3 protein-coding genes and 1 pseudogene (1 of these 4 cut by a window edge) are annotated in these 23,794 nt (G+C 73.3%); all 4 read left to right on the top strand.

What is annotated here, in order from left to right; translation table 11 throughout:
* Nucleotides 1-2,247, top strand: a pseudogene (locus ACHFIV_RS33200) (AAWKG family protein); the annotation flags it as partial.
* A 181-nt stretch (nt 2,248-2,428) separates the two neighbouring features.
* A complete protein-coding gene (locus ACHFIV_RS15090; RefSeq protein WP_398968166.1) occupies nt 2,429-2,881 on the top strand; it encodes a YbaB/EbfC family nucleoid-associated protein in 453 nt (150 codons plus the stop codon).
* Between the two features lie 2 nt (nt 2,882-2,883).
* Nucleotides 2,884-3,255, top strand: a complete 372-nt coding sequence (locus ACHFIV_RS15085; RefSeq protein WP_398968163.1) for a hypothetical protein — start codon at nt 2,884-2,886, stop codon at nt 3,253-3,255.
* 81 nt (nt 3,256-3,336) lie between these two features.
* On the top strand, nt 3,337-23,794 hold the 5' portion of the coding sequence (locus ACHFIV_RS15080) for a lonely Cys domain-containing protein (RefSeq protein WP_398968161.1). It continues 17,876 nt past the right edge of the window; the window shows 20,458 of its 38,334 coding nt (coding positions 1-20,458); the start codon lies at nt 3,337-3,339; the stop codon falls past the right edge of the window.

Raw genomic sequence — 23,794 nt, 5'->3', positions numbered from 1 at the left:
CTGCGCGAGGAACAGCGGCGCGAGCAGGACGAGGCCAAGCGGGAGGCCGAGGAACAGCAGCGCATCGTGGAGGAGAGCCTCGGTGGGATCAACGATCCCGACGCGGTCGACGCGCAGAACCTCGACGAGCTGCTGAACATCCCCGTCACCGAGAGCAACGGTGACCTCGGGAACCTCAACGGCCGAAGCGGCCCGGACGACCTGAACCAGGTGGTGACCGAGGAGCTCGGCAACCTCGGCGACGTGAACGGCCCGGGCGGTGAGAACCAGTCGCCCACGGCAGTGGTTCCGCCGGTCACCCAGAACCTCGGCAGCCTCGGCAACCTCAACAACGGACCCGGCGGGACGAAGAACGCCACCGACGCGGCCAACGAGGCGATCACCCAGAACCTCGGCGGTCTCGGTGACCTGAACAACGGCGGCGGTTCCCTGGAGACCCCGACGGGGGGCAGCACGCAGCTCGACGACGGTGCCCTGACCACCGAGTTCCCCGACGGCAGCAGCACGTCCTTCGACGCGGACAGCGGGTTGCTGACCACGACGCATCCGGACGGCAGTGTCACCACGCAGGATCTGGGTGACGGCACGCGGGTGACCAACCCGGACGGGTCGGTCACGTCGCTGGGTGACGACGGCAAGCTGACGACGACGTTCCCGGACGGCACCACCCAGGTCGTGGATCCGACGACCGGTCAGGCCACGTCCACCGCCCCGGACGGTACGACCACGACCGAGAACCTCGGCAACCTCGGCGGTCTCAACGGCTCGAACGGTCTCGGCGACCTGGGAGACCTCGGTGGCATCAACGCCGACCTGCCCACCACCTCGGTCGACGACCTGGGTGACCTGGGCGGTCTGAACGGCGCCGGCGGGTCCCTGGAGACTCCGACCGGTGGCAGTACGCAGCTCGGTGACGGCGCTCTGACCACCGACTTCCCGGATGGCTCCAGCACGTCCTTCGACGCGGACAGCGGGTTGCTGACCACGACGCATCCGGACGGCAGTGTCACCACGCAGGATCTGGGTGGCGGCATGGAGGTGACCAACCCGGACGGGTCGGTCACGTCGCTGGGTGACGACGGCAAGCTGACGACGACGTTCCCGGACGGCACCACGCAGGTCGTGGATCCGACGACCGGTCAGGCCACGTCCACCGCCCCGGACGGTACGACCACGACCGAGAACCTCGGCAACCTCGGCGGTCTGAACGGCTCGAACGGTCTCGGCGACCTGGGAGACCTCGGTGGCATCAACGGCCTGGAGACCCCGACGGGCGGGCACACCGCGCTCCTGAACGACGACTTCGCCACCACGTTCGCGGACGGCAGCAAGGGCGTCTTCGACCCGGAAAGCGGGATGTTCACCAGTACCGGCCCCGACGGCTCCGTCGTGGAGACGGACCTCACCCACGGGGCGAAGGTCACCAACCCGGACGGCTCCACCACCTTCCTGGACGAAGGCCGGCTGAACACCACCTTCCCGGACGGCAGCACCCAGATCATCGACCCGGACACGGGCGTCGCCACCATCACCGACCCGCAGGGCAGGACCGAGACGGTCGACCTGAAGGACCTCAACACATCTGTCGGCCTGGACAGTCCGGGCACCATCGGGGATCTGGGCGGTCTGAACGACCTCGGCAGCCTCGACGGCCTCGGCGGTCTCGACGGGTCCGGCGGAGGCATCGGTGGCGGCGGTACCACCAGCAGCGACGTGGCGTTCTCCGAGCTCGGTGTCGGCGGTGGCCAGGGAAGCACCGCAGCCCCCGGCGGCGGCCTCTCCGGGGCGGGCTCCGTCTCCCTGAACGGTGGTGTGGGCGGGGTCGCCCCCCTCTCCGACAGCGCCACCGCAGGCGCGGGTGCGCCCCTCGCCTCCTCCGCGACCGGGGGTGGCGCCCCCGGCGCCCCGGGCATGCCCGGCAGCCCCGGCATGCCGATGGGCGGCGGCATGGGGGGCATGGGCGCGGGTGGCGAGAAGGGCAACGGCGAGCGGGTTCGCGCCGTCCTGGTCGACGCGGCCGAGGAGAGCGAGCGTCGCAACCGTCGCAGGCGCAGCCCGTGGAACCGGCAGGAGGACAGCGACACCTTCCTGGCTCCGGCCTCCCGGGTCACGACCACCGGCGGCGCGTCCCCCGAGGAGGAGGCGGAGCAGGGCGGCAGGCCCGCCACCTCCGCCGACTACCTGGAGGAGGACGCCGACGTGTGGGGCACGGAGGAGGGCGGCACGCCGGCCGTGATCGGGCGGTGACCATCCCTCAGATAGCCCGCGCCACCGGGCGGAGACGAACACCACTCGCCCCCGGCTTCCACGGCGGGCGTGCACCAGGCAGGATCAACAGAGTGGTTGACTGCCCTGAGCCGGGCAGGACGCACCGCCCGGACGTACGGGCATCGCGCACGGAGAGCCGACGGAGAAAGTGGGAGCAGGCGTGACGGAACCGCTGGAGAAGCGCCTGGAGAAGGCCATGGCCGAACTGCAGGCCGCCCAGGAGGCGGTCGCGCGAACAGAGCGTGAGCTGCGGACGGCGTCGTTCGCGGCTCTCTCCTCCGACCGCGCGGTCCGTGCCACGGCTGGCCCGCAGGGTGAGCTGACCGGGATCGACTTCCTGGAGAACAAGTACCGCGATATGTCCCCGCAGGAACTGGCCGCCAGCGTTCTGGAGGCGGCGAGCGCGGCGCGCCTGAAGATGAACCGGCACGTGATGAAGGCGATGGCGCCCTTCGCCGAGCCCAGCAGCAACGTGCCGGAGCTGAAGGGTTTCGAGATGGACTGGGAGCGCATCTTCGGTCCCGAGGTGCTGCGCGAGGACGACGGGGACACGGCACGCGGTCAGACCACCCCCGCCTGGCGGGACGCGCTCGGCGACGAGGGAGAGGTCTGACGATGGGACAGCGCTACTACGTAGACCCGCATCGCATCGAGGCTCTGGCGAAGCAGCTGGAGGAGATCGGCACCCTGACCAGGAGCATGACCGAGGAGTTCCTCGACGAGCTGGCGCCCACGGTGAAGTGGCCCGGCACGGAGGGGGAGTTCGCGGAGAAGGCCAGGCCCCAGGAACAGAAGGAACGGCAGACCACCAAGGACACGATGTTGTCCATCCGGGATGCCCTGGTGGGCATCACCGACGCCACACTCGGCCAGGTCCGGATGATGAAGGACACCCGGGACCGCAACATCGAGAACGTCGAGCAGGGCACCAGCCGCATCGAAACCGACGGACTCGACGGCAACCCGGGCGGGCATGGGCGCCGCTGACCGACACGCCGCAGGCCGCTCCCGCACCGCGCCGGGAGCGGTCGCTCCGTGCTGCCCGCCCGGACCCCTGGGCGGCCCCCGATGAGCATCCAGGTCTCGCCCGAGGTCAACGCGATGATCTTCATCCTCACCGGGGAGAGGCTCATGGACGCCGACGAGGATCTCGCGTACGAGAGCCGTCGGCCCTACTCCGGTCTCGGCCGGAAGCTGGACAGACTGTCCTCGCTGATCGACAAGTCGGTCCACGACATCGGCGAGTCCATGCCGGACGACCTCGCCGAGTCGTACGGCAAGGCGATGGGCATGCTCATCGACGACGGCGGCAAGAACTACCTGCGCGACTTCGCCGATCAGCTCGACAAGATCGCCGAAGGCCGGCGGAAGACCTCCATGGACATCATGGAGTCCAAGTGGCAGGTCATCGCCGAGATCCTCCGCCTGCTCATCGAGATCGCCATCTATCTGGCGTTGGCCTACGTCACCGGAGGCGCCTCGATAGGTCAGATCATGCTGGCCAAAATGCGCAGCCGGTTCTTCATCCTCACCACGCTCAGCCACCTGCTCCAGCGGCTGCACCTCACGCCCTCGCTGACCGAGGCGTTCGCCGAGGCGTTCACGACCTTCGCGGTGCGGCTGGCGATGATGAACTTCGCCCCGGACGGCCGCCGCCCCGACGGCATCGACTGGAGCGACATCGGCAAGGCCGCCGCGTTCGGCGCCGCGGCGGGCCTCTTCACCAGCGTCTTCGACGACTTCGCGAGGAGCATCGTCAGGAGCTACGACAACAACTTCCTCAAGAACAGCCCGGACCTCGACTTCAAGAACAACCCTAACCTGAAGAACAGCCCGGACCTCGACCTCCCGAACAGCGGTCCGAACCCCAAGCCGAACGCGGACCCCACCCCGAACCCCGACCGCGACACCCTCGGCCCCACCCCGAACGGGAACGGCCCCAACCTCTCGAGCAACGTGCCGGTCACCTTCCGGAACAATCCGCTCTCCTTCCGGAACAACACCGAGTTGTGGCGCAACAACCAGCTCCTGCGCAACAACGCGGACCGGCCCGGCGCGCTGGCCGGGCACTACGGCCTGAAGGGAGTGACCGACTTCCTCGCCGCCGGCTCCGGTGAGGCGCTCGCCGAGATCCTGATCAAGGGCGCCTTCGAGGGCGACTGGTCCACCAGTTGGTCGACCTTCGTCGGCGCGGGCATCAGCAGCCAGGTCGAGGCCACGCTCAGCGACACCGCAGTGAACAGTGCCGCCGAACTGCGCCACGCCATCGACAAGTTGCGCCACCAGCCGCCCACCGTCTCCAGCGGCGACAGTGACGCCGACGGTCCTTCGCACTCCGGTGGCGGTTCCGACCGCGCCGAGGGTCCCTCGCGTACGGACACCACGGGTGGCGACGGCCCCGCCCTCGCCCCGTCCCCGCCGGTCACCCCGCAGACCACCGGACAGGGGGACGTCGCCGGCAGCGAGTCGCCCCCGCCCTACACATCCGGGACTTCGCCCCACTTCTCCGAGAGCCCGCCGCCCTACACGACCCTGGACCCGCCGCCGTACTCGCCGGGCGCGCTGCCCGTGACCGCCGCACAGAACGAGCTGTGGCAGCAGGTCCACCACGGTTCGCCGGAGGTCCGTGAGCAGGCGCTGCGTGACCTCGCCGCACTGCGCGGGGCCCAGCCGCCCAGCAGCGCCGAGATCGGTGTCCGTGACGGACTGCACGGCAACCTGTCGCAGCTGCCCGAGGTCCGGGTGGTGCCCGCCGGGAACAGCCCCGCCACCCAGGTCGACACGGACGAGGTCCGCCGCGCGCTCGACGGCTTCGGTACGCAGGTCTTCTCGGTTGAGCCGCCGATCACCGTGGGCGCAGCTCCCGTCACGGCGGACACCGCCACGCCCGGGAACGGCCCCGCCGCGGTGGGCGCGCCGGGCACCTCCGGCGGCAGCCCCGCCACGGCCCCGGGAGACACCGCCGCGCGTCCCGCCGGGGGCCAGGCCGATCCGGTGGTGGAACCCGGCCCGGACGCACGGTTCGACGACGTGGCCGAAGAGCAGGGCGCCGCGTCCGGGGCTCCGGAGAACGTCGCCGTGGATGTACCGGCGAACTCGGAGGTGACGCCTCCGCAGAACGACGTCCAGGAGACTCCGGGGAGCGAGGCCCAGGCGCCACCGCGAAACGACGTCCAGGAGTCCCAGCGCAACGACGGTTCCCGGGACGCCAGGACCCAGGAGTCCCTGGACGAAGCGGCCGGACAGGGCGACGGTTCCCGGGACGGCGGCACTCAGGGATTTTCGGACGAAGCGGCCGGGCAGAACGACGGTCCGGCTACGGTGCCGGCCCAGGGGAACAGCGCTCCCGTCGCCACCGGCGGCAGCCCCACGAACTCCGCCGCATCCGGAACGGGCGGCGGAGCCCGGCCGGGTGGCGTCCCCACCGCCGGAGGCGGCACGGCTCCCTCCGCCACATCGCCCCAGGGCACCCGCACCCCGGACGGCGTGGCACCGGTGGACGGCTCGCCGACGGCGGCGGACGACTCCCCGCAGAACACTGCGCAGGCCGCCGGGCCGACCGGTACCGGCGTCACGCCGCACTCCGGAGACGGTGACCCTGCCCCGGCCGTCGACCCGGCCACGGCGCCGGCCGTCGACACGACCGCCGTCGTCACCGGGACCGGCGACCCCGCCCCCGCCCCCGATCCGGCGGTCGACACCACGACCGCTCCATCGAAGCTGAGCACCACCGGATCGTTCGACAGCACCGGCGACGTACGCGATGGCGATGACGCGGCAGGCGTGCGCGAGGGCAGCGGCACAGCGGACGTACGGGAGGGCAGCGGCACAGCCGGCGTACGGGACGGCAGCGGCACAGCCGACGTGAAGTCCGGCTCCACCCGCGCCGGGAACCTCGAGCCCGCCTCGGCGGCGCCACTGACCATCGTGGTCTCGGCGGTGCCCCCGCCGGGGGAGGCGTCGCCGGAGGCGGCCGAGCTGCTGGACGGGGCCGGGACGGACCGGGCCGTGGTGCTCGGACCGGCGATCACGCCGGACGGGGCAGGGCGCCCGGTACGTGCCGCGGTCGAGCTGACTCGCGAGGGGCCGGGCGCCCCGGTCCAGGTCCGCCCGCTCACCGGTCCGGCGCCCGCCGCGACGGCTGACGGCACCACCACGGACACCGCGTTCCCCGGTGCGGACGTGCTGCTGCCGCTCGCGGATGCCCTCGGCCCGATGGGCCGGCCCGCCACCCAGAGCACCGCGACGGACGACAGCGACCCGTTCGTCACCTCCACGGACATACCCCCGTCGGTGGCGCCCCCGGAGAAGTCGACTCCCGCACACAGCAACGGAGTCGGTCCGGACTCCACCGACACCGCCGTATCCGCCCCGGACAAGCTCGCGACCCTGTCGCGTCCCTGGACCGGGACGGCCTCCGAAGTGCACCTCGAGTCGGACGAGGGCGACCGGGGCAATGCCGGGACCGGCGGACAGGCCCCCGGCCCCGGCGCAGGACACGGCACCGGCGCCGTGGGCATCACCCCGCCACCGCCCGTTCTCTCGTCGAGCGGCACCTCCGCGACGCCGTCCGTGCCACTTCCCGCGCCGTCCGCCCGGGTCGTCGTACGCCCCGCCGACGGCGAGGGCAACGGTCCCCGGCGGCCGGCGGCCGAGCCTTCCGTCGTCACCCTGGACGGCCTCACGGTGCCGCTCAGTCAGGTGCGGCGCCTGGTGCCGGATGCGACGGTGCAGCCCCCGCCGGGCCGTGCCGTCCACACGCTGACCATCTCGCAGAGCCCGGCCGAGGACGGTACGGCACGTGACGCGGGGCGTCGGGCGCTGATCGGCCAGGACACCTTCCGCGGCGTACGCACCGTGTCCACCGCCGGCTCGTCCGCCCTGCCGCCGTCGACGAACCCCGTCGCGGGGACCGAAGGGGCGCCGAGTACCACCCGAACGGTCTTCACCGGGCCGCCGGCCCCGCTCCCCGGTGCCGGCACCGGACGGGGCGCCGACTACCTCGTGAACCACGGCACTCCCCGTACCGTCACGCTCGGCACCGAGGACGCGGCGCGGCCCAGCGTGGAGGTCAGCGGTGTCCAGCTCGGCAAGCTGCTCAAGTCCTGGGCGGTGGACGGCGACGAGGACCGGCCGCTGGTGCTGTACTCCTGCAGGACCGGACAGCAGCCGGCGATCGCGGGCCTGCCGGTGGCGCAGCACGTCGCGAACGAAACCGGGCGGTCGGTGTACGCGCCGACCAGCGAGGTGGGTACCGCCCGCGACCAGGACGGCGAGGTCCGCGCGGTGCTCACCGAGGGCACGGACGGGCCGGGACGGTGGCGGCTGTTCATGCCGGAGCCCAGCGGCACCGACCTGGACCGGTCCGCCCGCGATGCCGGTCTGCACTCGGGCCCGGGCCCTGCGGACGTGTTCGCGCGCGCCCGCACCCTCCAGCAGATCCGTACGCTGCGGGACGCCCTCGGACCGGACGCCGAACAGCGACCGGAGAACGCGGAGTTGCTCGCCGGACTCGCCTATGTGGACGGTCTGCGATGGCTGGACGCGGACAGCGCGGCCCGCTACGGCGACGGCCGCATGACCCCCGATCTGCTGCGCCGGATGGTGACCGACTGGCACACCGTCACGGGCAGCACGACGGCTGGTCCCGCCGCCGACCTCACTCCCGCGCAGTACACCGCGTTCCTGCGCGCGGCAGCCGGCTTGCGGGCGGATGCCGGCCCAGCCACCACGCTCGGCGAACTGCTGCCGGCACCGCCGCCCGAACTCCCCCCGACCACGCTGGTTTCGCGGGAGGACGTGCGCGGACTCGCCTACGCGCCGTCGGCGGAGGTCGTCTGGTCGCTGTCGGGTGCGCGTCTGCCGCTGTCCGATCTGGCTCTCGGCCCCGAGGACACCGCCGAGCTGGCGCGTCGCCTGCAGGACCCGGCGCCCACGGACACCGTCGACAAGGGGAAGCCGACGCCCCCTCCGCTGAACCCGACCGACGTCAACGCGTACACGGCTCGGCATGCGTTCGGGATGCCGGAGAAGAATTTCAAGGGGTTCCGTGATCTGGCGCGGGACAGGAACGTGGTCATCGACGTCCGTCCGACGAATCGTCTTGCGCCGAAGTGGCTAGAGGCCGGGGCGTTGCCCAAGCCGCAGGAGATCAAGGCCAAGACGTTGAACGAGGTCGATGTTCTTCTGGGGGCGGACCCGGAGAGTCTCGGGCTCGTCGGTTACTTCAAGCCGGTGATGCCTGAGCCGGGGGCTGTTTCGGAGGGTGAGCTGGAAGGGGTTCTGTCGCGTTTCAATGAGCGTTCGACGGAGTTCCGTGAACTGGCCGCGAAGATGGCGGCGTTGGAGGCGGAGAACAGGTTCGTCGTCCGTGACGGGGTCGTCTTCGGGATGGGTGAGGACGGTGGCCGGCGTCCGATCACCGGTGATCACGATGTGTTCGACGTGTCGACGCCGGACGGTACGCGGGTCGCGCATCGCGAGCACGACGCGCTGATCGAGGAGATGCGGTCGAGGAACATGGCCGTGGTGCACGGCGCGCACATGTTCTGGAATCCGCCGACCCCCTTCGACAAGTCGCTCTTCGACAAGATCGTCGGCGCGCATCAGGGTCCTGACGGTGAACCGCTGCTCCGGTTCAGTCCCGGCAACGAGCACGCCCAGCTCACCCGGCCCGCGCCGCTCAGGACCGGTGACGTCAACTCGTACACGGCTCGGCATGCGTTCGGGATGCCGGAGAAGAATTTCAAGGGGTTCCGTGATCTGGCGCGGGACAGGAACGTGGTCATCGACGTCCGTCCGACGAATCGTCTTGCGCCGAAGTGGCTAGAGGCCGGGGCGTTGCCCAAGCCGCAGGAGATCAAGGCCAAGACGTTGAACGAGGTCGATGTTCTTCTGGGGGCGGACCCGGAGAGCGTCGGGCTCGTCGGTTACTTCAAGCCGGTGATGCCTGAGCCGGGGACCGTTTCGGAGGGTGAGCTGGAAGGGGTTCTGTCGCGTTTCAACGAGCGTTCGACGGAGTTCCGTGAACTGGCCGCGAAGATGGCGGCGTTGGAGGCGGAGAACAGGTTCGTCGTCCGTGACGGGGTCGTCTTCGGGATGGGTGAGGACGGTGGCCGGCGTCCGATCACCGGTGATCACGATGTGTTCGACGTGTCGACGCCGGACGGTACGCGGGTCGCGCATCGCGAGCACGACGCGCTGATCGAGGAGATGCGGTCGAGGAACATGGCCGTGGTGCACGGCGCGCACATGTTCTGGAATCCGCCGACCCCCTTCGACAAGTCGCTCTTCGACAAGATCGTCGGCGCGCATCAGGGTCCTGACGGTGAACCGCTGCTCCGGTTCAGTCCCGGCAACGAGCACGCCCAGCTCACCCGGCCCGCGCCGCTCACGAGGACGCCCGCCCTGTCTCCGGCCACGCCGGTCTCGCAGGAGGACGTGCGCGGGCCGTCGGCGGAAGTCGTCCGGGCGGACGGTCTCGCCTTCCACCGGGTGGCCGCCCGGGGCGACGGGGACTGCCTCTTCCGGGCGGTGCTCGACAGCGCGCGCAGCCGGGACGTGCCCCCGGCCTGGGCCTCGCGGAGCATCGCCGGACTGCGTGGTCTGGTGCGTGACCGCGTCGCCGGGTCCGAGCTGGGCGCCGTCGCCGACGCCGCCGTACCGGACCCGGTGTTCACCGTGGTGGACGACCTGCGGATACGCGCCCTGGCCGGGGTCGACGACGCGGACGACCGGCGCCGGATCGGCGACGCCTGGAATCGCATCGCGCGAGAGGCCGTCACCGACGGGGACGCCGGCAGGTGGCAGCAGATCCTCGCCGACAGCGACTTCCCGCAACTCGCCGAGATCGCACCCACCCCCGCCGACGCACGGCGGCTCGGCGGGCGCGGTCTGCTCGCCGCAGCCGCCGAACGCCCCGGGTTGTGGTCGTCCCCCTTCGCCGATCTGCTGCCCGAAGCGCTGGCGCACACCCTCGACCTCGACCTGCGCCTGGTGCGGCCCCACCCGCAGACGACGGGCACACTCCTCGTCACCGGGCTGCATCCGGGTGGCATCGGCAGCCCCCTGTACGTGGCGTACAACGGATCGGACCACTACGACGCCCTGGTGCCCACCCCGGAGCCGGCGCCGGACCCGGCCACGCCCACCGTCCCGTCGGTCTCCCAGGAGCCGGACGGTTCCGACCCGTTCGGGGAGTGGCTGCGCGGCATGGCCGGCATCACCGGTCCCGATGACGCCGAGGCTCCCGACCGGGGCGACCCGGTACCGCTCGAGACCCAGCTCGAACGGCACCGCCCGGCGCGTCTGCTGACCGGTGAGGACGCCCGCCCGCCGGCGCCCGCGCCGCGCACGGTCACCTTCGAGGACGGCAGCAGGCTGCCCGCGGTCCTGATCAGGCCGGGCGCCGACCCGCGCGACAGCGCCCCGGACGGGGCTGCGCAGGGCTCGCCCACCGGCCTGCTCGCCGGGCCCGGCGTGCTCACCCTGCGCTCGCCCGAGGCGGTGGCGCGCGAGATCCTCGACAAGGTTCCCCCGAAGGTGCGGGCACGGTTCGACGAGGCGGAGCTGCTGCGTCTGCTGACCGACCAGCCCTCGGCCTTCACCGCCCCACGCGGCGCCCGCATCGTGGGCCGCGAGAAGTCCGGGGTCGGGCTGGAGATGACCGTCGAAGCCATCCCGTACCACCGCTGGGAACGCTTCTCCGACGTGGGCGGTGCCACGGTCCGCGTGGACACGATGCGCCGCGGGCAGGCAGGCACGGGCGGCGGGCGCAGTGTGGGCTTCGGGCGGCGGATCGCTGCCGGTATCGGCATGGGACCGCCGCTCAACTGGCTCCTGAAGATCGGTACCTCCCTGGGCTGGAGCCGCAGGACGGACTACTCCCAGGGCACCGCGGCGTACCACCAGGGGGAGCACCGCGCCCACGAGGGCTCGCACCTGCACCTGGACGACGTCTACTACAAGGTGCGGGTCGAGCGGGTCACCGAGGCACCGGGCACGTCCGGAACGGACAGCCCGCCGACCGGCACGACCGCCCCGCCCGCGCAGGGGCCGCGCTGGCAGCGCACCCAGGTGCACACCGCTGAGTTCGGCATGCGGGACGGGCTGAGCTGGCGGCTGCCGGACGACCTCACCGTGCCGTTCACCGGCCCCCGCCGGGCGCCGGAGACACTGACCTTCCCGGACGGGGTGGAGCCACGGCTCACCGACTCCACCGGTCTGTACCTGACGGCCCCGCCGGAGGACATCGCGCTGGCCGTCTCCGGTGCGCGGCCAGGCAGTTCGGCGCACCGCACGACGGTCTCCTACGTCCGCCCGGGGAGGCTGCTCGGGCTGTTCGGGCGGCTCACCGGGCCGGTCAGCGGGCCCGATCTGACCCGTGGCAGCGGTCAGCACCCGCTGGGTCACCTGGTCGTGGAGCGGTCGGTGCCGCACCGCGCCGTGCTGGTCACCGAGTCCGTCAAGGCGGAGGTGCGCGACCTCACCCAGACCACGTACCAGAACCAGCGCGGCCACGTCCGCGACACGCGGTTCGGGTTCCAGGTCACCGCCGGGCCGAATTACACCCTTCTCGGGCCGGAGACCGACGTACGTATCCAGGGCGGCCCGCTGGTACGCGCGGACCTCGCCGCCGGGCGGGGCCACTACCTGGGCACCGACGCGGCCCGCAAGGTCACCGGCCGGATCCGCAACCATCCGACGGCGCTCTACCAGGTGGAGCGCACCCTGATGGTCCGCAAGGCCGGTGAACCGGCGTCCGCGGCCCGGCCGGTGCGAGTGGTCAGCCTCGACTGGATCTCCACCCAGGACGCCCGCCGGCTCGCGGGCTGGGACGGCCGTACGCCCGGCCGCACGGGACCGAACCCGGACGCCGAGCCGCCGGTGCCGTGGTACCTCACCCGTGAGGACCCGGTGCACCTGGGCGGCCAGGTCCGCGCGGAGGGCTTCCGTCCGCAGGCACGCGCCCAGGCGCAGCCGCCCGCGACCCAGCAGCAGACATCGCCGTCGGCCGCGCAGCAGACACCGCCGCCGACCCAGCAGCCCGCGACCCAGCAGCAGACGCTGCCGACGCCCCAGCAACCGGTCGCGCCGCAGGACGGCACCGCCCCCCAGGACCCGATGCGGGTCTTCACGGACGCCGTCCTGGACACGCTGCACCGCTCGTACCCGTCGTTGTTCGTGCCGCCGCTGATGCTGCGGCACCCCCGGCTGGCCCGGCTCTGGTACGGCGACGGGCGGATGCGGACCGCGCTGCACAACGACCGGCAGGTGCGCGAGGCCCTGAACCGGCCCACCCTGACGCAGAGTCTGGACGAGCTGACGACCACCGGGGTCCCGGTCACGCTCACCGAGGACGGCAAGGTGCGCCGCGGCCACCACACACTGATCCTGCGGGCGCGGCTGGCCGACCGCCGGTTCGAGACCACCATGAGCGAGCGGTCGCTGCGTACCGCGGTGATCGGGAACGAGGTCTCCGGCCAGGGGCAGCAGGAGTCCAGCACCTACTCCGCCGGTGTCGAGGTGGGCGTCTCGCCCCGCGACCACGACAAGGTGCCCGAGGCCAACCTGCCGCGCCGGACCGGCAACGTCTCGGTAGGCGCCCGCTACGCCCGCGCCTACCAGAAGGGCACCCGGAACACGGTCACGGTCGCCCACGACCACCTGACGTTCCAGAACGGCGCAGACCTGTACAGCTACGAGGTGGAACTGGGAGCGTCCTTCGAGGGCCACCGCCGCCCGCGCGGCTGGGCCCGGCTGCTGTCGGTCGGACTGCTCGGCGCGGGCGTCTTCGTCAGCAAGGTCGAGGAGCGCCCGCTGTTCAGCAGGGGCACCGAGACCGTGGGACGGGTGGAGCTGGCCGTGCCCGCGGCGCACGGCTCGGACCGCCATGCCCCCGCCGACCCGCCCGCCGACGGCTCGGCACCCGTGCCCGCACCCACGCCCGTGCCGCAGCGCCTCTCCGCCGTCGAGGCCGGCCAGCTCCTCGACGGCACCCGTCCGCTGCCCAGAGCCGACTCGGACGACCGGAAGCTCGTCCGGCGGCTGCTGAGCGCTCCGCACGTGGTGCTCAGTGCCGAGGGCGGCCCGCAGCGCCAGCAGCTGATGCAGGACACGGCCGACCGCGCCTCGGGCACCTCCTGGCACGTCAGCGCGCCCGGGGCGCCGGTCCGCACCGCGCTGCGCCGGGCGATGGCCAATCTCGGTGTGGCCGGGCAACTCGGTCAGTACCTCGGCCCGTTCGGCTCACGGGTCGCCGGGCTCAACGGCGCGGGGCCGTTCCGGACGCACTACCTGAAGGCGGCGATCCGCGGCGAGCTGGACAACGTACGGGTCAGGAGCGATCCGAAGCCGGCCAGCCTGGAAGCCACCATCGGCAACGAGCACCGGGTCGTCGGCAGCGGGAGCACCGTCTCGCGCACCACGCTGGGCGTCCAGGGCGGCCTCATGCCGTTGCAGCAGCTCCCCGGCGAGCAGGCGGTGGTCGGCTCGTACTCGACCGCGCTCCAGTACGCCTGGGGCAAGGGCCGCGGAGTGTCGCAGGCCCTGACCCGAGGACGCAACACCACCCTGACCTTCGCCGGGCGGATGTACCTGGTGGTCGCCGATGCCGCCGAGACCGTGGCGGTGCGGGACCGCTGGACGGCCGCGATGGGCACGGTCGGCACCCGTGCCGGGTCCCGCGTCAGCTCCGCCGCCGGGCGGCTGTCGGAGCGCCTCGGGCGCGGCCTGTCACCGCGCGGGGCCGCCGCCGCGCTCCAGCGGATCCGCGACGCGGTGATGTTCCACCTGCCCATGCAGGACGTCATCGAGGCCGGGCTCGCCCCGGACGGGCTGGGCACCACCACACCGAGCAACCTCGGCGGCGGCTACCGGGTGCCGGGCTTCATGCGCGGACGCCGTTTCCCCACCCATCCCAGCGGGCAGCTCGACGCGAGCCGGGCGGCACAGCAGCTGCTGCCACGCCTGGAGAAGATCGGCGTGCCCTCGCACGACCGGGAGCAGGTCCTGCAGCGGCTGTCGCCGGACTTCCTGCGCGCCCATCTGCACGAGCTGACCACCGACGGAATGAGCCTGCCGGTCCGCTACCGCACGTGGTCCAGGCCGCACCACCTCCCGGTCGGAGGCAGCCCGGGGCAGATCCGCTTCAGGCTGACGCCGGTCACCACGACCGTGCAGCGGCTGCGTACGGGCCTGGAGCTGGAGGACTACCGGAACACCGCCCGCGACGGCGCCTCCAGCTCCTCCCAGGACCGGGGCGCCGACCTCACCCTGAGCGGCGGTCAGCGCGCGGCGGGCGACGGTGTCCTCGTCGCCAACCCCTCGCTGCAGGGCACGGCGGCCAAGCAGCGGGCGAGCAACCGGACCGAGACCGACGGCAGTACGGCGATGCCGAACATCGCCACCACGCAGGCCCACGCGGAGATCGTCACCAGTTACATCCTGACCGTCACCATGACGGACGCCGCCGGTGACCCGCTCGCGCCGCGAGCCGTCGCGCAGGTCGGCACGCTCAACGAGATCACCCCCGCGGGTCTGCTCACCCCGGTGGGCGACGGTGACGACGGCGCGGTCACCGAGCAGGACGTGCCGGAACCGGAGCGTGCCGTACGCATGCTCACGGCCGACCAGGCCCGGCCGGAGGGCGTGTCCGCCTGGCGCACGTCCGGAGGCGGCACGAGCGGCGCCGACGCCGACATCCTGCCCTTCGACGACCGGATCGGCTCCGGGATCCTCGCCGTGGACATCCGGGGCGCGGCCGGGGTGCACGACGCGCTGACCCTCGCCACCGCCCGCGCCGACGGCCTCGGGGACGGTGACCTGGGCCGGCGGCACACCGGCCAGATCCTCGCCGGACGCGTGCGCATGGCCCGCCTCACCCCGCTCACCGGGCTCGGCACCGCTCCCGGGCAGGCGCAGCAGGAGGCCGCGTCGCAGGGTGGTCTGACCGCCGGCTTCCGCGAGGCCCTCGGCGCGGAGGGTTCCCGGCTGCCCACCCAGTCCTCCGCCCACTTGTTCGGGCAGTCGCACACCGCCGACTCGCGCCTCTACGCGAAGATGCACCGCCGGGGCGCACGGCTGCTCGCCGTGGAGAACAAGCCCCGCATGGAGGCCATGCAGCGGCGTAAGACCTCCGACGCGCTGGAAGCAGGCACCACCGACAACGTCGAGGGTGCGGTGGGCACCGCCCCGATGGCCGGCAACAGCAACGCGGGTATGACCAATCCCGGAGCCACGGTCCCGATCGCCGGCACGAACGACAGCACCGCGCTCAAGGGCGCGGCGGACACCACCCTCGGCACCCACGTCAAGGTCGTCACCGACCGCAGCATGCTGTTCGCGGTGCCGGTGACCTGGCTCGCGGTGGCCGAGGTGGACCACCGGATCACCCACAGCCGCCCCGTGCGAGCGCTCGGCGCGCCCCCGCGCGGACCACGCGCCGCCGAGGCCGGGACCACGGCGCTGGTCTGGCTGCGCGAGGACATCGCCCGCGACTACGGCCTCCTGGACGACGGCACGTTCCCGGACGAGGTGGGCACGGCCTGGGACGACATGGCCAAGGCCGCCGCCGACCTCGCCACGGCCGAGAAGGAGTACTACGAGGCCCGTGCCCGGGCCCGCGAGGCGTGGCTCTCGCTGAGCCCGGCGGAGCGGACCGCGCTCGGCGACGACGACCCCCGCCTCGCGACCGTGCTGCCGCGGGACCTCGCCGAGGCCCCGGCGGTCGTCACCTGGCAGGCGGCCCGCGACCAGGTACGGCTGTGGGAGGCGCGCACCGACGGGGCCGCCGCCGACCATCACCGGCTGCACCTCGCCGCCTCCCGCCTCACCGCCCATCACCAGGGCTCGGTGTCGGTGCCGGTGCCCGACCGGCCTCAGGAGTACGCCGCACCGGGATGGCGCTCCGAGGCGCCGGAGCCGTACGGGTTCGACGACGGCGCCGGCACCGCCCCCCGCACCCTCACCTCGCCGGACGGCGCCACGGTGCGCGAGGTGCACGACGTGCCGCACGACGGCGCCTCGTTCTTCCACGCGCTGCTCGCCGCAGCCGAGGTCCGGGGCCGGCTGCCCCACCTGCTCGGCAGCGACCTCGCCGCCCGGTTCACGGCCGCTCCCGGCGACCCGGAGGTCACCGCCGAGGCCATCGGTGCCGCCCGGGACCGACTCGCCTGGGCGCTGGGAGAGGACGCCAACGAGGATCTGCTCGACGCCCTCGCCCTCGACGTCGCCGACACCTTCACGCAGGACGAACTGGACACCGCCGGCGTGGTGCTGACTCCGGCCCAGCAAGCCGAGTTCGACGCCTTCGGCCGCCTTCCGCTGACGTTCTGGGGGACGCCCGACCAGCGGGTCGCGCTGGCGACCGCGGCCCTGGCCCGTCCGTTCGCGAGCGAGCCCGGCCAGGTCCCCGCCGGGCAGCAGGACGGCGTAGAGGCCCCGCCCGGGCGCCGCGCCGGGGACCACGGCGGCGCGGACCTGCTGCCGGCCCTCGCCGCACGGGTCCTCGGCACCCCGCTGACCGTGGTGACCGGTGAGGGCCGCGATCAGCTGTTCCTCCCGCACGGCCTCGACCCGGCCGCCGTCGACCCGGCCGCCGACCCCGTACTGTTCGCCTCCGACGGCTTCTTCCACGCCGCCCTCCCGCCGGGCACCCCGGCCCCGGTCACCGCCGCCCTGCCGGCCGCGGCGACCGCCGCGACCGCGGGCGACGCCACGACCGGGCAGCCGGCTGAGCCGCCCGTGCACCGCAGTCACACCACCGCGCCCTGGCTGCCGCCCGCCGACAGCAGCCACCCGCGCTACCGCCTCGCCCGCGACGGCGTCCTCACCGCACCCGACGGCGCCACCTACACCCAGGGGACGCCCACCGGACGCGGCAACGGCTTCTTCGGCGCGCTCTCCTCGGCCCTGCGCCACGCCGCCGGACAGCCCGGACTCGACCGCCGGGAGGCGGCACGGCTGCGCATGCGCGCCGGAGCGTCGCCCGCCCAGCTGCTGCGCCTGAACGGCCTTCCCGGCGACGTCGCCGGGCGCGACGCCCTGTTCGGCCCTCCGCCCATGAACCTGCGCCCCGGAGCGCCCGCGCCGAGCCGCGAGGCCCTTGACGGCCACCTGCGCCGCCACCTCACACACGCGCCCTGGGGCCCCGGAGCCGACCGGGCGGTGGCCGAGTGGGCCTCCGCGGTGACCGGTGCCACCGTCACCCTGGTGGAGGAGAACGGCACGGCCCACACCTACCCGGGTCCCTCCGCCGACGGCCCACACCTCCGACTCCGGCGCCGGGGCGGTGACTTCGTACCGCTGGTCGAGCGCACCCCCGCCCCGCCCGCTCCACAGCCCGCCCCGCCCGTCTCGCATCAGGACCCGGCCTCCGTACCCCTGCCTCCGTCTCCGGCCGGCAGCGACCTGCCTGGGCTCCCGGGGCTCCCGGGTGAGGAGGAGGCGTACGAGCTGAGCACCCTGTCCGGTGCCGGGGCCGCCAAGACGCCGGAGGCGGCGGACACCGAGGACCGGTCGTTCCCCCTGCCGCCGTCCGCGCCCACCCGGCGCTCCGGAGCCGATGCGCTGGGGCAGTTCCACTTCGCCGATGGCAGCGACACCGACGGCAGCAACGACACCGACACCGACAGCGAAAGCGGGCCCCTGGACGTCGATCTGGCGCAGTTCCGCTTCGTCGACGACAGCAGTGACACCGACAGCGAGGACGGTTCCCCGGACGCCGCCCAGGAGGCGTGGCTCGGCCTACTCTTCGGAGCCGCCGCCAGGCACGACCACTCGCCCGAGACACTGGTCGACACGGTGTCGTCGCTGCGGGAACTCGCCCTGAGGGAGGCGGCACCGTCGTCCGTCGCCACCGGTGAGCTGGACGCGTTGCACGACCTGACCAGGCGCGTGCTGGACCTCGGCCCGGATGCCCCGGTGCACGGACAGCACCTGCTGCTCCTCGGATCCCTGGCCCTGAGCGCATCCCCTGACGAACTGTCCGACGCCGACGCCCTCGCCGACTACCTGACACAGCACGACGCCGTCCTGGGCGAGGACACCCGGTTGGTGTCGGAGGCCGGTACCGGGAGGAACTGGACCGGCACCGGGAACCAGGCGCCGCCCTTGAACTCGTACGCGGTGGAGGGCGAGGACGGGGGCCAGATCACCTGGACCGCACCCTGGCCGGAGTCGTACGTGGTCCTCGCCCAGGAGGGCGCGGACGCCGTTCACCTGATGACGCCGCACGGAAGGCTCACCCTGGACGACCCCGGTGAGTTCGCACGGCTCGTCGCACGGGACCCGGCGCGGCCCGCGGGAACCGATGTCGTCCTGGCCTTCCCCCACGGTGACATCGCGTCCCTGGCACGGCACGTGGCCGACCTGACGGGCTCGAAGGTCTGGTACTCGGAGCACGGCCCCCGACCCTCGACGGACTGGCGGTCCGGCACCGACCACATCACCCTGGGGCCGGTCCCCGGCGGCGCCCGCACGGCATGGGCCTCCACCGGACCGGGCGCGGACGACACCGGCGAAGCGGACGTCGCGGACATCGTCGACCTGTACGAGAACGGGTCCGAGCCCGCTGAGGGAGTCGAGGCACGTCGGCCCAAGCCGCTGACCACCACGGACTACGGCGTCGTGGACCACAGCGGTGACGGCGTGCTCTTCCGCAAGCCCGGCATCCTCGAGGGCGTCTGGCGGCCCCCGCAGGCGCTGGCGAACCTGGAGGGCGCCCCGAGCCTGGCCATGTCCGTACAGGGCTACCACGAGACACTCGCCACCCAGCGGCCCGAGCTGCGGATCTCCTCGGACCGTACGCTCGCGGTCGAGAACGGCGCGTACGGACAGCAGGTCTTCGCGACGGCGGAAGCCGTCGCCCGCGCGTCGGTCGGTCTGGCGCGCGCGGGCTTCGCGATGCGTCTGCGGACCGACGAGGACCTGAGCATCCTGCTGCCCACCCCCGACGGGGGCATGAAGCGGCTGTTCCGCGTGACGCCCGACTTCCTGACCCGCTCCGGGCAGTCCTCGGAGGAGATCTGCCGGGACTTCGCCGACATGCTGGCCGACAACGCCCGCACGTCGCACATGGTCTTCCGCGATCCCCGCACCGGCCAGGTGGTCACCGCCCCGGTCAACGCCTCCGACGGGGCCGAGGTCACCGGCACGCACCACCTCGCCGACTCCCTGAGCCACGTCGCGGACGGCGACGTGGCCCCCGACAGGGTGGATCCCGCCTGGGCGTCCTCGTACGTCCGCCGGGACGACCGGCCCACCGGCGGCGACGGCGGCCCGTTGCCCGGCCACGCCTACGGCAGCGCGCTCAGCCTCGACCAGCCGGTGGACCCGCGCCGTGACGCACTGTCGGACGCCGCGGAACGGATCGGGGTCAACGAGCACGCGTGGGCCGGCGTCGGCGAGGGATACGTCGTCCAGTCCGTCGCGACGGCCGGCGCCGAGGGCCAGCCGAGCCTGGAACACAACTACGCGAAGCCGCGGTCCGGCAGCAGTCGCTCGCACTTCGGTTACCACTTCGCCACCGTGGTGCTGGCCAGCGAGGACGGCAGTCACCAGATCTCCCTGGAGAACCACGCGCGGTCCTCGCAGCGGAACGCCCGGCACCGCGGTGAGGCGAGGGCGAATCTGAGGGGGCACAACCTGGACGTTCTGCGGGAGGCCGCGGAGCGGCTTCGCGGGGAGATCGAGCGGCGGCAGGAGGCCGGCGACGACGAACATCTCACCGAGTTGCGCGGCCATCTCGATCTGACGCTGGCGCTGGCACGGGCGAAGCAGGCCCAGACGGAGATGCGCGCGGCGCCCGCCGGCTCACCGGAGCGCGCCGCAGCCGAGCGGACGCTGGAGGGTGCCATCCGCACCGCCGCGCAGCGCATCGGACAGCTCGAACAGGTCATTCCCGGCAAGAGCCAGTGGTACATGCGGATGTACTCCCAGCGGCCGGGCGAGTCGGCCCACGACACCAACGCGGAACTGCTGGAGGACAGGCCGGCCGCCGAGGCGAACCCGCTCACCGCCGTCGTGCTCCGCGGCCAGCAGGCACTGCCGATGACCATTTCCTTCGGGAAGGGCGACCAGCAGCCGCCCGACGCTGCGAAGCCCCCCATGCAGTACCTGGCCAAGATCGTGGCCAGGACGGCGATGTGGAACGCCGCCAACGGGCTGCCGCTCCCGGACGTCAAGGTCACCGGTCTGCGCAGCGGACGCCTGGCGGGCCGGGACCTCGCGAAGGCCCGTGCCGAGGCGGTTGCGGCCTCGTTCCGGCAGGAACTGGCCGAGGCGCTCGCGGCGCTCCAGAAAGGAACACCGCGACCGCACCTCACCGCCGACGTGATCACCGTCGTCCCGGGCTCGGAGCGCGGCCGCGGCTCCGCCACCGCCGACACGGGCACCGGCACCGTGGACATCACGGTCGACGACCACCGCGGCGGACTGCGGAAGGTCGCCACCCGGGGTCCGGGCGGCTCCCGGTCCGGAGGCCTGCCGGGCGGCTCGCCCGACGACGGACTCGACCCGGTGACGGAGCAGTGGCCGATCGGCCGCCCGGTCACCGTCATGCGGCCCCGCTTCGGCGGCGTCGACCCGGCCTCCGTCGTGCCCGCCACCGACGTCCCGGCCACCGCCGCGCCCGCGACCGATGCGCCGGCCGGCACCGGGACCGGGAAGGGCAAGGCCCCGGCTGCGGCGACCGCGGACGACGCCACGGCCACCGCGGACCCTCAGCCGAACCGGTGGTTCACGTACACGCGCCCGGCCGAGTCCCGCTCGGAGCCCTTCCGCTACGAGGTCGCCGACACCGGGCACATAAGGCTCCCGGACGGGGCGGAGATCCCGCCGGCCGGCTGGACGCGATTCGGCCACGACTTCGTCCACGAGGCGACGGGCGCGATCCTGCGGGGGGACAGCGGCTGGATCGGCCGCGTGGCCAACATGGACACCCTCTCGGTCGTCATGGCCGACCTGGACCAGGACTCGGCGCCCCACCGGATCGCGGGGGACGCTTCGGCCCTGTACCTGGTGCCGGAGGACGGCGGGGACACAGCCCTGCGCATCCCGCTCCGGGAGACCACAGATTCCACCGAGCCGCCCCGCGCCGCCCTCGACGCCCGGCCCCGGTACGTCGTGCGCTCGGCCTTCGACGTCCGGCGCTTCACCCACGGCGGTGAGACCGTCACCGACCTGACCGTGCGGATCGCCTTCCGCCCGGGAGACGGGCAGACCGACACCGACGCCGTCATGGCGCGGGTACTCGAAGGCGTGGAGGAGTTCTACAACGGTCCGGGACACGAGCTGCCCAACGGCGACCGGCTGCACGTCACCGTGGAGGCGGTCCGAGCGGACGGAAACCCCCATCTGACGGTGGATCTCGTCGGCCGGGACCAGCCGATGAACCAGCGGGCGTGGTGGGCCGACGCCGACCCGGTGGAGTTCGCGCACGAGCTGGGTCACCAGCTGTTCCTGCGGGACGAGACACGCGACGCGAGCAACGCCGACCGGCTCCACGCGCCGGGCAGCCTGCTCGGGCCGTTCCGCGAGCAGGCCCCCGAGGGCCTCGCGCAGAGCGGTCTGCGCCCGCGCCACCTCCAGCTCTGGGCGGCGGTGGCCGGAGACATCGAGCCGCACACCCCTCCGGAGGGGACGACCTGGGCGGACGCGCGGAAGAGCGCGCCGGCGGAGATCCGGGAGCCGGCATGGGCCGACCCGGTATCGCTCCCGGAGGCCTCCCCGCAGACCGGCCCTGATGGTGCGGTGCCGCCACCGCTGCCCCCCGCAGCCGCTCTGCCCACCCTGGCGGAGGCGTCCGACGAGTCGGACTCCGACGACGAGGACGACGACGAGCGGCCGTTCTGGGCCGAACCGGCATGGCTGGACACGCTGTTCGGCCCCGAGCGCGGCACCGTTCCGCGTGCCCGACTCCGGGAGACCTCCGAGGCGCTGTACGAGCTCGTCCGCGAGGAGGCGGAGACGCACCCGACGGCGCGGACGCTGCGCGACGGCCTGAAGCGCGCCACCCGGTACGTCCTGCACATGGGGCGCGGGGCCCGGCCGGGCCCCGCGGACTTCCTGCAGCTCGGCTCGCTGGCGCTCGACGCCTCCTCGGACGACCTGGCGGGCGTCGGCGACCTCGCCCTCTTCTTCATCGACCAGCAGATCCTGACCGGGCAAGGCGCCCTGGACGAGGGCACGCTGCTGCGCGACGACGAGGGCAACGCCACCGGCCGCGACTACACCGGACCGGGGCAGCCCACTCCGGAACTCGAGTCCTACGCCGTGCGCGGCAGGGGCAGGGTCATCCCACGGCCCGCTCCCTGGCAGAACCCGTACCTGGTCGCGGCCGACGCGGACGGCCGCGGTGTCGGGATCACCGCGCCGGGGCGCAGCTTCCGGGTCAGCACCGCCGAGGAACTGGCCAAGCTCATCTCGTACGACTCCCGGAGGCCCCGCGGCGCGGACATCGTCCTGGCGCTGCCCCTGGAGTACGCCGCGACCGTCGCCTCCCTCGTCGCGGGGACGACGGGCCGCCGCGTCTGGTACCCCGAGGCGCCGGTCGGCCTGGCCACGCACCCGACGGCCGGGACCCGCCACCTCATGCTCGAGCTGAGCGAGGACAACACCGGCGCGGGCTGGGTCTCGGCCGCGCCGTCCGCCGACGGCGGGCTGCCCGGTGCCCGGGACCTCAGCGGTGAGGCCGACACCGTGAGCGTGGCCGACCCGGAAGGCGAGGACGACCCGTCGGCAGGCCACGAGGTTCCCGTGGACGTCGACCAGGCCGTCCGCGAACGACAGATCGAAGCGGGCCGCCCCCGGCCGCTGACGACACGTGACTACGGAGTCATCGACAAGCGCGGCACCGGGATCCTCTTCACCCAGCCGCTCCCGCGGTCCGTGGGGGAGGTCCGGGGCGGCACCGGCCCCGACGCGCTGGTCCTCCCGCGCCAGGACCACGGGACCGTTCCCATGGCCGACCGGCCGCCCCTGCACATCTCCGAAGACCGGTCGCTGGCGACGCTCGCGGCCGAGGACGGCACGACCGGCCGCAGCCGGCAGGTGTACGCCACCCGCGCGGCGATCGAGCGCTCTTCGGCGCGGCTGGCCGGGGCAGGGGTCCGGCTGAGGGCCGACGAGTCGACCGGCGTCCTGCTGCCGAGGGAGGACGGTTCGTACGGTGAGCCGCTGTTCCGCGTGGAGCCGGAGTTCCTGACGGCTTCCGGCGGTTCGGAACACGCCTTCACACGGGACTTCGCCCAGATGGTGGCCGGCGCGGAGAGCGCCCCCCTGTCCCACATCGCCTTCCGGGGCCCCACCGGCGACGTCGTCTCGACGGCCCCGGTGAACGGGCAGCACGGCCGGGAGGTCACCGGAACCCACCACCTGGCGCAGGCACTGACGGAGGTCGCCGAGGGCACCCGCTCCGCGACCGACGTCACCCCACGCTGGGCCGCCCGTCAGGCGGGCCGGGACAAACGCTTCACCGGCGGCGTGGTGGGCGCCCCCACACCGGGTGAGCGTTACGGGCGTGCGCTGA

Origin of the sequence: Streptomyces sp. ALB3 (assembly GCF_044385685.1) — a bacterium.
GTDB lineage: Bacteria > Actinomycetota > Actinomycetes > Streptomycetales > Streptomycetaceae > Streptomyces.
The sequence above is the reverse complement of the archived record's forward strand: the minus strand, read 5'-3'. Positions and strand labels throughout refer to the sequence as shown.